The sequence below is a fragment of the Lacrimispora amygdalina genome, from assembly GCF_003432035.1.
Classification (GTDB): Bacteria; Bacillota; Clostridia; order Lachnospirales; family Lachnospiraceae; genus Lacrimispora; species Lacrimispora amygdalina.
This window is the reverse complement of record NZ_QOHO01000003.1, coordinates 14,620-26,659: the sequence shown is the minus strand read 5'-3', so window position 1 is coordinate 26,659 and position 12,040 is coordinate 14,620. Positions and strand designations below refer to the sequence as shown.

Below are 12,040 nucleotides of genomic sequence, written 5' to 3'. Positions count from 1 at the left end.
TTTTCCAATGTTTCAACAATCTTATGGGTTAACAATAGCATAAAGCCACAGGAATGGCAACCATTGCCTTCCCAGGATTTTTCTGTAAAAAAATCATAGGAATTTCGACCCGGAATGTTAAGAGAAAAGAAATACTAATTCTTCTGTTTTCATGTAGAATGAAGATGTCACAACAACGCAGCAACTACTATAAAATCAGGAGGATTTAATTATGAGAAGAATGAATAAAACACTGGCAGCAGCTGCTGCTACAGCCGCAGTTCTCGGCTTAACTGCCTGCACTCAGACAGCCGGTGCTTCTGCTCCCGCCCCGCAGGCGGTTGTTAATGCACAGAACCAGAACAATATACAGGTACAAAGCGAAGAGGAAGTAAAGGTTGTTCCCGACAAAGCAGAAGTCAGCTTTGCTGTTTCCTCCCAGGCTGCAGACCCAAAATCCGTTCAGGATTTAAACAGCACTGACGTAAATAAAGTAATCAGCTTTTTGAAAAGCACCGGTATTGATGAAAAATCCATTCAGACCTCCAGTTTCGGTCTGCAGCCTATTTATGACTGGAACGATGGACAGAAAATAACCGGTTACGAGATGCGAACAGGTATTGTTGTTTCAGATATCCCTATGGATCAGGTAGGTACGCTCCTTACCTCTTCCATCGATGCAGGTATCAACAACATAGACCGTATATCTTACCTGTCCAGCAAATATGATGAATCCTATCAGGAAGCCTTAAAAAAAGCTGTTGAGTCCTCAAAAGTAAAAGCGGAGGCTATGGCAGCTGCAAGCGGAAAATCTCTTGGCGAGGTTACAAATGTACAGGAAATCAGTTCTTACAATGAGAACCGATATACAACTTATGCTGCAGACTCCGCCGCAGGTTCCCTTGAAGCAGGCGCCAAACAAATAGCTATTGAACCTGGTCAGATCAGCATAACAGCGCAGGTTACCGTAACCTACAGTATTAAATAAATAAAAGAAAGCTGAAGCACCCGCCCGGAGATATCTCCGGGAACAGGCTGCTACAGCTTTCTTTTTATCTTCCCCCGTCTTTAATATGAACATCCAGCTGGCTGTAAGGAATCTCAATCCCCGCTTCATCAAACTCCAGCTTAATCCGCTCTAAAATCTTCCACCTTGCAGTCCAGTAGTCTTCCACTGAAGTCCAGCCCCTTCCCCCGATGGTTACCGAATTGGAGGATAAATCATTGACGAAGATATCAACCGGTTCTTCCTTTTTCACCTCAGGCTGACTGTTAAAGATGGATTCCAGCAGCTCTTTTGCTTTCTTTAAATCCGCCCCATAACCGATCTCTACAAGGATATCCAGTCTGCGCTTATCCATGGCTGTCACATTGGTAAGGGGGGAATTGGAAAGAGTTCCGTTTGGTATTACCACCTGTTTATTATCTGCCGTGTTGAGAATAGTGTAGACCAGACCGATAGTACGGACGGTTCCTTCACCTGATTGTGATACAATGTAATCACCCACCCGGAACGGCTTCATAAGAAGGATCAGTACTCCTCCCGCAAAATTTGCCAGACTTCCCTGAACAGCCAGACCAATGGCAATACTGGCAGAACCCAGAAGCGCTACAATGGAAGCGGAATTCACACCAATCTGCCCTGCAATGATAAATGCCAGAAGGCAATACATGACTGCATTTAAGACGGAAAGAAGGAATTTTCTTACACTCACCTCCATATCCACTCTTTTAAAAGAACGGTTCAGCATACCATGCAAAACCTTAATCACTCTGGATCCGATAAAAAAAATCAAAAGTGCCAGTAAGAGTTTAATGCCAAATGCAATGACTGCCGGCAGCCAGCCTTTTATCGTGTCCATCAAAACATTGGGTTTTAATTGTTCTAAATTTTCCTGAACTTCCTGCTGCAGCGCTGCAAGAGACTCCTGAGACGCTGAAGCGGCAATGAAATGAACTATCATGTCAGATTCTCCTGTTTCACTTTCTTATCCTTTTTTATTGCAACTCTTTTTGTTGTTTTTACTTTTACGGGCGTACAGGAAAAGACAGCCACACTAAGAGGGGCCACCGTAATCTCTATGGAATTCTCCCGTTCGTTGGCTTCTTTCTTTTTAGAAATCTTTACTCTCTTATTCTGGTATCCTTCTCCGCCAAACGAAGTATCGCTGCTGTTGATCAGTTCCTTATATTTTCCCTCAAACGGGACGCCCACCGGATACTTTTCATGTAGCATGGTATCAAAATTGCAGACAAAGAGAAGCGTTTCTCCCTTCTTTTTTGTCTTTCTTAAGAAAACAATGATGCTGTCCCCGGAATTCGTACATTCCACCCATTCAAAACCCTCCGGATCATAATCAAACGCATACAGGGCCGGCTGGCTTATATAGAGATGATTCAGGGCTTTTACATAATCCTTCATCTGACTGTGGAGAGTTTCGTCTAAAAGTTCCCAGTCTATACTTCTGTTTTCATCCCATTCCCGGACCTGGCCGAATTCCTGACCCATAAATAAAAGCTTCTTTCCCGGATGCCCTGTCATAAATCCATAAGCAGCCCTTAAATTGGCCGCCTTCTTCTCCATCGTATCTCCCGGCATCTTACCAATCATAGATCCCTTTAAATGAACTACCTCATCATGGGAAAACACCAGAATAAAATCTTCACTGTAAGCATACAGCAGGCTAAAGGTCAGTTCTCCGTAATGATTTTTCCTGAAATAAGGATCACACTGCATATAACCCGTAAAATCATTCATCCAGCCCATATTCCATTTAAAATCAAATCCCAGTCCGTCTTCCTTCACATCACCAGTAACTCTGGGCCAGGCAGTCGATTCCTCTGCAATCAGAACCGCACCGTCTTTCCTGTTTTTAAAAATGGAATTTAAGTGCTTTAAAAATTCTACCGCTTCCAGATTCTCATTCCCCCCATATATATTAGGGATCCACTCTCCAGGATTTTTTCCGTAATCCAGATAGAGCATGGAGGCCACAGCATCCATACGAATTCCGTCTGCATGGTATTTTTCTACCCAGTACAGGGCATTGGCAATTAAAAAGTTGGTCACCTGAGGGCGTCCATAATTATAAATCAGTGTTCCCCAATGGGGATGGGCTCCCTGCCTCGGATCCTTATGCTCATAGACACAGGTGCCGTCAAAACAGGCAAGACCAAAACTGTCCCTTGGAAAATGTGCCGGAACCCAGTCCAAAATCACACCAATTCCTTCCTGGTGCAGAAGCTCCACGAAATATTTAAAATCATCAGGCGTTCCAAAACGGCTGGTAGGCGCGTAATAACCGGTTACCTGATATCCCCAGGAAGCATCAAGGGGGTGTTCCATAACAGGAAGCAGCTCCACATGGGTGTATCCCATTTCTTTCACATATGAAACAAGCTTCTTACCAATCTCCCGGTAATTGAGAAATTCTGAACCATTCAAAGGGGAACCTTTTTCATCATATTCCGCCTCTTTGCGAAGCCATGATCCCAGATGAACTTCATAGATGGAAAACGGTTCCCTGGCAAGATTTACAGAGGCTCTTTTTTTCAGCCACGCATCATCATTCCAGGAATAGCCTTCCATATCCCAGATAACAGAAGCATTGCCCGGGCGCAGTTCACAAAAGCCCGCATAGGGATCACTTTTCAGCTGAACAGCCCCATCCTTTGCCTTTATCTCAAATTTATATATCATTCCAGTATGTAAGCCGGGAATAAATAATTCAAAAATTCCGGAATCACCCAGCCTTCGCATCGGGTGCCGCCTGCCGTCCCACAGGTTAAAATCACCCACGACGCTGACTCTCATGGCACAGGGGGCCCAGACAGAAAAATAAACGCCTTTCGTGTCCTTTATGGTCATAGGGTGCGCTCCCATTTTCTCGAAAATGCTGTAGTGAATTCCGGAACTGAACTTTTTAATGTCTGTTTCCGTATAGCAGGGATCAAAGCAGTAAGGATCAACTAGTTCCCCGGTGGTGCCATTATCATAGGTAACCTGATAGAGATAGGATATTTTCGTCTTCTCCGGTAAAAGCACCGCAAAAAACCCGGCATCGTCTGCCCGCTCCATCGGATAGAGCCTGCCGTTATTCATTCCTTTCACCACGATATCTGCAGCCGTAGGAATAAATGTCTGAATCAAAAGCCCTGCCTCTGTCACATGAGGTCCCAATAACCGGTGGGGATCTGCTGCTTCCGAATATACGATTTCCTCGATACCTGCCCAATCCATTAACTCATATAAAGTTTTATCCATATCTGGCTCCTCCCGCTTTTTTTGATTCTGTACCGTAATTTTATCAAAGCAGAAAGTATTTTTCAATAGTTCCAATGGCTTTCCTTTACTTTGTTCTGGCGTAAGCAAGCATTAAATCCACCATTCTGCCGTAGCTTTTTACTCCGTCAGACTGGCTGTTCATTTTTAAATACGTATTGTTCATCTGGTTTGCAACTTCTGCTGTTTTACTCTCATACCGCCCCCAGAATTCGTTATTATCTCTTAAATCCTCCCATGCTCTCTGGTCAAGAAGATGGCAGATCTCCCTGTAAGAGACAGCATCTGCCTTAGACAGCGCATTGGTGGCATAGACCCAGCCGGTTAGATACCCACTGTAACGGAAGGCTTCATTATCCGAACCAATGCAGGCTAAATATCCGATGAAATTCGCCTCATCTTCTCTCATAAACCCTCTTAAATGGGACAGCTCATGGCAGACTGTATGGGGAATATTATAATCGGGCATGGAACGGTTATAGGTTGCTTCCACGGTAAAAGGAGAATACTGTCCGCAAAGCTGCTGAACAGAAAAAAACTGGGATAAGAGAAGCGGCTTAGGCTGCGGATAATATCCGGATAAGTCCGGATAGGTCTCTCCCAGCTTTCCCATCGCTTTCACACTCTCTTTTTTTATAACGTCTGTATCCACCTGCCCGGTTACTCCTTCTTCACACAATCCATTGACAATCTTGGTAAGCTGAAGACAGAGATTCCTTAGCTCTTCTTCTGTAGATTTTTTCACTTCCAGTCCCGATGTCTTTGAAAACGGCGTCCTGTAATAATTAATCCCGCAGTTAAAGGTAAAGAGGAAAAACAGACACGCAATCACAAAAAGTGTCCGGACAAGAAGTCGCTTCCCTTCTCTAATATGCCTGATTCCATATACAACGCAATACAGTACCAGTGCATAAGAAAGCAGTTCAACCACTGCAAAGGGAAATAAACCTGAAAATCTGCCTGCGATTCCTACAATTGCCGGATAAATAAGTAACGCATACCGGTCACCGGTCCCTGGAACAGATCTGGCCAGAATCTGAAATGCAAACGACAGCAGAAACAAAACTGCAGAACTTATAATCAATCTTTTATCAGTAATTTTCCCTCTTTTTCCCATATCCTGTGTCCCCCGGATGTGAATGATTTTATGGAGTAAACTTTACCACATGATTATGGACAAACCGTGAATGATTGTGAATATTTTCTTACCATTTTGTGAAACCCCTTGCACAATTTTCCATTCTCATTTAAACTTTGATTCAGAACTATGAAGAAAGCAAAGAAGAGAAACCATATGAAAAGAGAAGAAAACATGCCACAGGAACCATTTAACTGGAAGGAAGAAGTTATCAGCTGGATCAAAATTATTATTACAGCTGCCGTTATTGCATTTCTGCTGAACAATTTCATCATTGCGAACAGCAGAGTCCCCAGCGGTTCCATGGAAAAGACCATCATGACCGGCGACCGGGTTATCGGCTCCAGACTATCCTATTACTTTGAAGAGCCGGAACGGGGCGACATTGTCATCTTCCATTTTCCTGACGATCCCACTGGTAAGACTTACTATGTGAAGCGTATCATCGGACTCCCTGGGGATATCATTGATATCAGAGACGGAAAGGTTTATATCAATAATTCCGATACCCCTCTTGAGGAGCCGTATCTGCCGGAACCCATGGAGCCGGAACCGGACGCCCACTATGAGGTGCCTGACGATTCTTACTTCATGCTCGGCGACAACCGGAATTATTCGGCTGATGCAAGAAGGTGGAAAAATAAGTATGTGAAAAAGGACAAGATTATTGCCAAAGTGTTGTTCCGCTATTTCCCATCAATCAAACAGCTTCAGTAAAAAACCGGCTGAAAGAAAACGGGATCAATTCCCGCTTTCCTTCAGCCGGTTTTGCTATTCCATATATCCACCCTTCATGGGCGATACTGCATGCTGGGAAAAGATTTTAAGAACACCGGATTTCATTCTGCTTTCTCTGGGTTTCCAGGCCTTTTTCCGTTCTTCTAAAATCCGGTCTGCCTCCTCCGCACTCACCGCTTTCCCTTTTATTCCCGTAATCCGAAGACTTCTCCCCGGTATATCAATCTCAATCAGATCATCTTCTTCAATTAACGCAATGGGGCCTCCCTGCGCCGCCTCCGGCGAAATATGTCCGATTGCAGGACCCTTTGTGGCACCTGAGAATCTTCCGTCTGTAAGCAGCGCAATGGATTTTGATAAAACGGGATCGGATGAGATTGCCTCAGTGGTATAAAACATTTCCGGCATCCCGCTTCCCTTTGGACCTTCATACCGGATTATCACAGCTTCTCCCGGGTGGATATTCCCCTGGAGTACCGCTTCCATGGCCTCTTCTTCGCTGTCAAACGGTTTTGCCTTCAACACTGCCTGATGCATTTCCTTTGCTACGGCACTATGCTTGACGACCGCCCCAAGAGGTGCTAAATTCCCTTTTAAAATGGCAACGGTACCGTTCTTTCCAATCGGGTCTTCAAAGGAGCGGATTACATCGGTACGTTTAATTCCAATTTTTTGCAAGTAGTCGTCACATGTCTCATAAAAATCCTTCTTTTTTAAATCCTCCAGATTCTCTCCCAACGTCTTTCCGGTTACTGTCATGCACTCTAAGTGAAGCATGGATTTTATCTCCTCCATGATCCTGGGTACACCTCCTGCATAGTAGAAGTACTGTGCAGGCCACTTTCCTGCGGGACGGATATCAAGAAGATAACGGGCATTCCTGTGGATCCGGTCGAAGGTATCCGCCTCAATGGTGAGTCCCAGTTCATGGGCGATAGCGGGGATATGTAGCAGGGAATTGGTAGACCCGGAGATGGCTGCATGTACCATAATCGCATTTTCAAAGGATTCCATGGTTATCATTTTCCTGGGAGTAAGACCGTTCTTTGCAAGCCATACTGCCTGTGCACCTGCTTCTTTTGCCGCAATTTTCAATTCTTTTGAGGTGGCAGGCATAAGTGCTGTTCCTGGCAGCATCAGCCCCAGCGCTTCTGCCATGATCTGCATGGTGGAGGCAGTCCCCATAAAGGAACAGGCACCGCAGGAGGGACATGCATGATGCTTATACCAGGTAAGCTTCTCCTCAGAGATTTCCCCTCTCTTTAACATGGCACTGTACATCCCGATCTGTTCCAGAGTTAAAAGATCCGGACCGGCATCCATCACACCTCCTGTTATAACGATGGAGGGAATGTTAATTCTGCCGATTCCCATTAAATGGGCAGGTACTGCCTTGTCACAGCTTGCTATGAATACCCCCGCATCGTAAGGGGTTGCGTTGTTGTGTATTTCGATCATGTTACAGATCATATCTCTTGATACCAGGGAATAATTTCCTCCGTCATGCCCCTGGCTCATGCCGTCACATGTATCTGTGGCAAAATAACGTGCTCCCCTGCCGCCGGACTCATAGATTCCCTCTGCTGCCTCATCCACCAGCTCCAGAAGATGGGCGCTTCCCGGATGGCTCTCTCCAAATGTGCTTTCAATTATAATCTGGGGTTTCTCCAAATCCCCCGCAGACCAGCCCATTCCCATTTTAAGCGGGTCCATTTCAGGAGCAATCTTTCTTACCTGCTGACTTCTTAATTCCATTGCGGCCACTTCCTTTTTCATAGTCATAATACGTATGATGTATTTATGATTAAAAAATAACATTTTTCTGTCTAAAAGTCAATATCAAACAGCCTCTAAACACATATGATGAATAAAGCACTATATTTTTCTTCACTTTTTTGCTACTATTAAGATAAAATTATCAGAAACAGGAGAGGGGCTTTTGTATGAATATTGAAAGGATAATTCCAACCGGCTTTAGAGGCTGTATATCCATTTATAAAAAAGAAGAGAGGCTTTTCCAGAGAGCATACGGATATGCAGATCTGTCCAATAAAGTTCTTAATGATATTGAAACCAGATTTGCAACAGCTTCTGCAGGAAAGATATTCGTTGCTGTAGGAATCCTGCAGCTGGTTGAGAAAGGGAAGCTTCATCTGGAAAATAAAATCGGAACACTGTTTGATTTTGACTGGGAGCAGATCGACCCGGGAATCACAGTTGAGCAGCTCCTCACCCACACTTCCGGGATACCCGACTATTTCGATGAATCTGTAATGACGGAATATGAAGATTTGTGGTATGACTTTCCCAACTACAGGATACGTTCCAACAAAGATCTGCTTCCGCTTTTCATACATAAACCCATGATGTATCCAAAAGGGACCAAATTCCAATACAACAATACTGGTTTTGTTGTGTTAGCAATGATTCTGGAGCAGATTACAGGAATGGAATTTGACCAATATCTGGAAAAATCAATATTTGTTCCCTGCAATATGACACATACCGGATATTACGAACTGGACAGACTGCCAGCTAAATGCGCTTTTAATTACATATTTGACAGGGAAAGAAATGACTACCGGACAAATATATATAGTGTTGATGTAAAAGGGACAGGTGCAGGAGGTGCTTTTACAACAATCGGAGATATCCGCTTATTCTGGGAGAACCTTCTGTCATACAAGCTGCTCTCTCCTGCCATGACAGAAACTATGTTATCCAATCATAGCAGCGAAGGCCATTGTTATGGCTATGGAGTCTGGTTAACAGAAACAGGCAATGATTATAATCCCCATTTTGAAGGCTGTGATCCGGGTGTCAGCTTTATTTCTTCTTTTGATAAGGAAAATCAGATACTGGTAACCTTAGTAAGTAATTATGGAGACAATGTCTGGCAGCTTCATGGGGATATAGCCGCCAGTGTGAAAGGAAGTGATCCAATTGAATCCTGAATTCTGGGCTGCTCTGGAACAGCTTGCAAATAATTCCGAAATCATTATTGACAGACCTAAGGGATCCGCTCATCCTAAATATCCTGATTTTATCTACAGGGTTGATTATGGATACTTAAAGAACACATCTTCCATGGATGGACAGGGAATAGATACATGAAGGGAATTTTAATCAGACGGGAAATGCCGGAATAATGAGGAGGATCATAATGAAGATTGAGCATATTGCCATGTATGTAAATGATTTGGAAAAAGCGAAGGAATTCTTTACCATTTATTTTAATGGAAAAGCAAATGACGGATACCACAATCAAAAAACAGATTTCCGGTCCTATTTTTTGACTTTTGAAGACGGCAGCCGGCTGGAAATCATGAACAAACCGGTTATGGAAGATCCACAAAAAACACTGGCACGCACCGGTTTCATCCATATCGCTTTCAGCACAGGGAGCAAAGAGAATGTTGACAGGCTCACCAGCAAACTAAGGCAGGATGGCTATGAAGTGATCAGCGGTCCGCGTACGACCGGTGACGGATATTATGAAAGCTGTATTGTAGGTCTGGAAGGGAACCAGATTGAAATAACCATCTAATTCCCCTCAAGAGATTTAATCAGTCTCCGGTTCACTGTCAGATGCATATACATGGCGCATCTGGCCCCCTCCGGGTCTTTTCTGACAATACAGTCCGTGATTTCCCTGTGCGTATCAATGGTCTCCTGTTTAAGTCTGGCATTCGTTAAATCCACAAACAGGGTAATAGAAGAATGAATCACAGGAATCAGTTTTTCCATCACCAGATTGCCGCTGCATGCGGCAATCTGCCGGTGAAAAAGAATATCTGCATGGGTGTGGTCCTCTCCCCGGTTAATCAGTTCTTCCACCTGGTCTCTTAACTTTCCCAGTTCTTTCAGCTGCTCTGGTCTGGCATTTGCCGCAGCAAGCGCAGAGATTTCGGGCTCCAGCATCAGTCGGATGCTTAATAAATCCAGGGCCAGATGGGTTTTATCCTTTAAAAGGCAAAGTCCCAGCGGGTCGTCTAACAGTCCCTGGCGTTCAGAGACAAAGGTCCCCGCTCCCCTTCGTATGGTAAGAATCTCTCTGGAAACCAGAATCTTCACAGCTTCCCTGATCGTTCCCCTGCCTACTCCGATTTTTTCAGCCAGTTCGAATTCATTGGGAATTTTTGCACCTACCTCCAGATCTTTATCCACAATATCATTCAGGATTTGCTCTGCCACCTGTTCCGCCAGGGTTTGCTTTGTCCTGTTTTCCGGTTCGTAGCTCATAGGCCCCCCTTTCACACGGCTAATTTCTCTTTTCGATATCCATTACCATATCTACGCGGCGCTGATGTCTTCCGCCTTCATATTTGGCGTCAAGCCATTCTTCCGTGATCATCTTGGCCATCTCCACACCAATAACTCTGGCACCAAAGCAGAGGACATTGGAATCGTTGTGCATTCTGGAAAGCTTCGCTGTATATGGCTCACTGCAGACACAGGCACGGATTCCTTTTACTTTGTTGCAGGCAAGAGAAATACCAACTCCTGTTCCGCAGATTGCGATTCCCAAATCTGCCTTTCCTTCTACTACCGCGCGGCTTACCTTCTCTCCATATTCTGGATAATCGCAGCTTTCCGTGGAATTGGTCCCAAAATCAATTACTTCATAGCCTTTGCTTTCCACAAATTCTTTAATCACTTCTTTCATCTCTATCGCTGTATGATCATTACCCATTGCAATCTTCATTGTCATTCTCCTCGTATCCATATAAATATTCAGTAATATATCCGGCATTTAACATAGCATAAATACCGGATATAATCAAGTTATTCAGTTCCTTTGCCATAAAAGGTAACAATACGATCCATTCTGGCAGATAAATTGGCAAGCAGTAAATCAACGGTTGTAAGAGCTGCCATCGCCTCCACCACCACAACTGCCCGTGGCACTACGATAGGATCATGCCGGCCTTTGATTTCAATCTCCGTTTCTTCTCCCTGTCTGGTAACTGTCTTCTGGGGCTGTGCGATAGAGGGAGTGGGTTTAAAAGCAGCACGGAAAACGACTCTGGACCCATCACTGAATCCTCCCAGCACACCTCCGGCATGGTTGGTTACTTTCTTCACCCTGCCTTCTGCATCCATACAGAAACCGTCATTATTCTGAGAGCCCAAAGCACGGGATGCCATAAACCCATCTCCGATCTCAAAGCCTTTTACCGCCCCAATGGACATAACTGCTTTTGCAAGGGAAGCATCATATTTGTCAAATACAGGATCTCCAATTCCGGCAGGTACTCCGTCGATGACGCATTCCACCACACCGCCAACAGAATCCTTTCTTCCCATCATCTCTTCCAAATACTGTTCTGCAAGAAGACATGTCTCCTTATCAGGCATATAGAGACGGTTTTGGTCCCTCTCGTTTAAATCAAAACTATCTTCTTTTACTTCATACGGTCCTACAGATCTGGTATATGCCGTGACAGTGATTCCCAGGCTTCTTAAAAAACAGGCAGCTATGGCACCTGCCGCAACCCTGCCGATGGTTTCCCTTCCGGAGGAACGCCCTCCTCCCCGGTAATCCCTGAAACCATATTTTTCATCGAAAGTGTAATCAGCATGGCCAGGACGGTAAACTTCCATAATATTCCCGTAATCCTTAGAGCGCTGGTCTGTATTCCAGACAATCATCGAGATGGGAGTTCCGGTTGTTTTTCCCTCAAATACGCCGGATAAAATCTCCACCTGATCTCCTTCACTGCGCATTGTGGTAAATTTACTCTGCCCCGGTTTTCTTCGGTCAAGAAAACACTGAATATCCTTTTCTTCCAGCGAAAGACCGGCAGGACAGCCGTCTACTACCACACCGATTCCTTTTCCGTGGGATTCTCCCCATGTTGTGATTTTAAATATTGTGCCAAGTGTCGATCCCGCCATAGTTG

General features: G+C 44.5%; 12 protein-coding genes. 5 read left to right on the top strand and 7 right to left on the bottom strand.

Annotated elements, in window-relative coordinates:
* Nucleotides 1-211 precede the first annotated feature (211 nt).
* Entirely contained in the window at nucleotides 212-967 is a 756-nt protein-coding gene (locus DS742_RS00760; RefSeq protein WP_117415130.1) for an SIMPL domain-containing protein, read from the top strand.
* Nucleotides 968-1,031: 64 nt separating this feature from the next.
* Here DS742_RS00760 and DS742_RS00755 read toward each other — a convergent pair whose 3' ends face one another.
* From DS742_RS00755 to DS742_RS00745, 3 genes are all read right to left on the bottom strand, one after another.
* Entirely contained in the window at nucleotides 1,032-1,943 is a 912-nt protein-coding gene (locus DS742_RS00755; protein WP_117415129.1) for a mechanosensitive ion channel family protein, read from the bottom strand.
* Nucleotides 1,940-4,243 carry a 1,4-alpha-glucan branching protein GlgB gene (glgB, locus tag DS742_RS00750; protein WP_117415186.1) on the bottom strand — a complete coding sequence of 768 codons (2,304 nt, stop codon included), beginning with the start codon at nucleotides 4,241-4,243 and terminating at the stop codon, nucleotides 1,940-1,942. Before glgB ends, DS742_RS00755 begins: the two co-directional genes overlap by 4 nt.
* 85 nt (nucleotides 4,244-4,328) lie before the next feature.
* Nucleotides 4,329-5,378, bottom strand: a complete 1,050-nt coding sequence (locus DS742_RS00745) for a DUF3810 domain-containing protein (RefSeq protein ID WP_117415128.1) — start codon at nucleotides 5,376-5,378, stop codon at nucleotides 4,329-4,331.
* 177 nt (nucleotides 5,379-5,555) lie between these two features.
* Between DS742_RS00745 and lepB the strand changes: the two genes are divergently transcribed.
* Nucleotides 5,556-6,116 (top strand): signal peptidase I, encoded by a 561-nt coding sequence (gene lepB, locus DS742_RS00740; RefSeq protein ID WP_242996348.1) that lies wholly within the window; start codon nucleotides 5,556-5,558, stop codon nucleotides 6,114-6,116.
* A gap of 54 nt (nucleotides 6,117-6,170) precedes the next feature.
* On the opposite strand, the gene ilvD is transcribed toward lepB, so the two are convergent.
* On the bottom strand, nucleotides 6,171-7,892 hold the full coding sequence (gene ilvD / locus DS742_RS00735) for a dihydroxy-acid dehydratase (protein ID WP_117415127.1): 1,722 nt from the start codon (nucleotides 7,890-7,892) through the stop codon (nucleotides 6,171-6,173).
* Nucleotides 7,893-8,080: 188 nt separating this feature from the next.
* Between ilvD and DS742_RS00730 the strand changes: the two genes are divergently transcribed.
* Genes DS742_RS00730 through DS742_RS00720 form a run of 3 tightly spaced genes read left to right on the top strand, consistent with a single transcriptional unit; the run spans nucleotide 8,081 to nucleotide 9,684 of the window.
* Complete coding sequence (locus DS742_RS00730) at nucleotides 8,081-9,091, top strand: serine hydrolase domain-containing protein (RefSeq protein WP_117415126.1); 1,011 nt, start codon at nucleotides 8,081-8,083, stop codon at nucleotides 9,089-9,091.
* A complete protein-coding gene (locus DS742_RS00725) occupies nucleotides 9,081-9,251 on the top strand; it encodes a hypothetical protein (RefSeq protein ID WP_205692724.1) in 171 nt (56 codons plus the stop codon). The genes DS742_RS00730 and DS742_RS00725 overlap by 11 nt, the downstream gene beginning before the upstream one ends.
* A 49-nt stretch (nucleotides 9,252-9,300) precedes the next feature.
* A complete protein-coding gene (locus DS742_RS00720) occupies nucleotides 9,301-9,684 on the top strand; it encodes a VOC family protein (RefSeq protein ID WP_117415125.1) in 384 nt (127 codons plus the stop codon).
* Here the strand turns inward: DS742_RS00720 and DS742_RS00715 are convergent.
* The 3 genes from DS742_RS00715 to aroC form a co-directional block, all read right to left on the bottom strand.
* Complete coding sequence (locus DS742_RS00715) at nucleotides 9,681-10,379, bottom strand: FadR/GntR family transcriptional regulator (RefSeq protein WP_117415124.1); 699 nt, start codon at nucleotides 10,377-10,379, stop codon at nucleotides 9,681-9,683. The two genes, DS742_RS00720 and DS742_RS00715, sit on opposite strands and share 4 nt — an antisense overlap.
* Before the next feature lie 19 nt (nucleotides 10,380-10,398).
* The gene (gene rpiB / locus DS742_RS00710) at nucleotides 10,399-10,842 is read right to left on the bottom strand and encodes a ribose 5-phosphate isomerase B (RefSeq protein WP_117415123.1); all 444 of its coding nucleotides are present in this window, start codon (nucleotides 10,840-10,842) and stop codon (nucleotides 10,399-10,401) included.
* An 80-nt stretch (nucleotides 10,843-10,922) separates the two neighbouring features.
* The gene (gene aroC, locus DS742_RS00705) at nucleotides 10,923-12,035 is read right to left on the bottom strand and encodes a chorismate synthase (RefSeq protein WP_117415122.1); all 1,113 of its coding nucleotides are present in this window, start codon (nucleotides 12,033-12,035) and stop codon (nucleotides 10,923-10,925) included.
* Between the last annotated feature and the right edge of the window lie 5 nt (nucleotides 12,036-12,040).

What these genes read in the sequence shown, in the direction of transcription:
- rpiB (WP_117415123.1), bottom strand. Translation starts at nt 10,842, where the DNA reads ATGAAGATTGCAATGGGTAATGATCATACAGCGATAGAGATGAAAGAA.
- DS742_RS00760 (WP_117415130.1), top strand. Translation starts at nt 212, where the DNA reads ATGAGAAGAATGAATAAAACACTGGCAGCAGCTGCTGCTACAGCCGCA.
- DS742_RS00730 (WP_117415126.1), top strand. Translation starts at nt 8,081, where the DNA reads ATGAATATTGAAAGGATAATTCCAACCGGCTTTAGAGGCTGTATATCC.
- DS742_RS00715 (WP_117415124.1), bottom strand. Translation starts at nt 10,379, where the DNA reads ATGAGCTACGAACCGGAAAACAGGACAAAGCAAACCCTGGCGGAACAG.
- DS742_RS00720 (WP_117415125.1), top strand. Translation starts at nt 9,301, where the DNA reads ATGAAGATTGAGCATATTGCCATGTATGTAAATGATTTGGAAAAAGCG.
- aroC (WP_117415122.1), bottom strand. Translation starts at nt 12,035, where the DNA reads ATGGCGGGATCGACACTTGGCACAATATTTAAAATCACAACATGGGGA.
- DS742_RS00755 (WP_117415129.1), bottom strand. Translation starts at nt 1,943, where the DNA reads ATGATAGTTCATTTCATTGCCGCTTCAGCGTCTCAGGAGTCTCTTGCA.
- DS742_RS00745 (WP_117415128.1), bottom strand. Translation starts at nt 5,378, where the DNA reads ATGGGAAAAAGAGGGAAAATTACTGATAAAAGATTGATTATAAGTTCT.
- glgB (WP_117415186.1), bottom strand. Translation starts at nt 4,243, where the DNA reads ATGGATAAAACTTTATATGAGTTAATGGATTGGGCAGGTATCGAGGAA.
- lepB (WP_242996348.1), top strand. Translation starts at nt 5,556, where the DNA reads ATGAAAAGAGAAGAAAACATGCCACAGGAACCATTTAACTGGAAGGAA.
- ilvD (WP_117415127.1), bottom strand. Translation starts at nt 7,892, where the DNA reads ATGGAATTAAGAAGTCAGCAGGTAAGAAAGATTGCTCCTGAAATGGAC.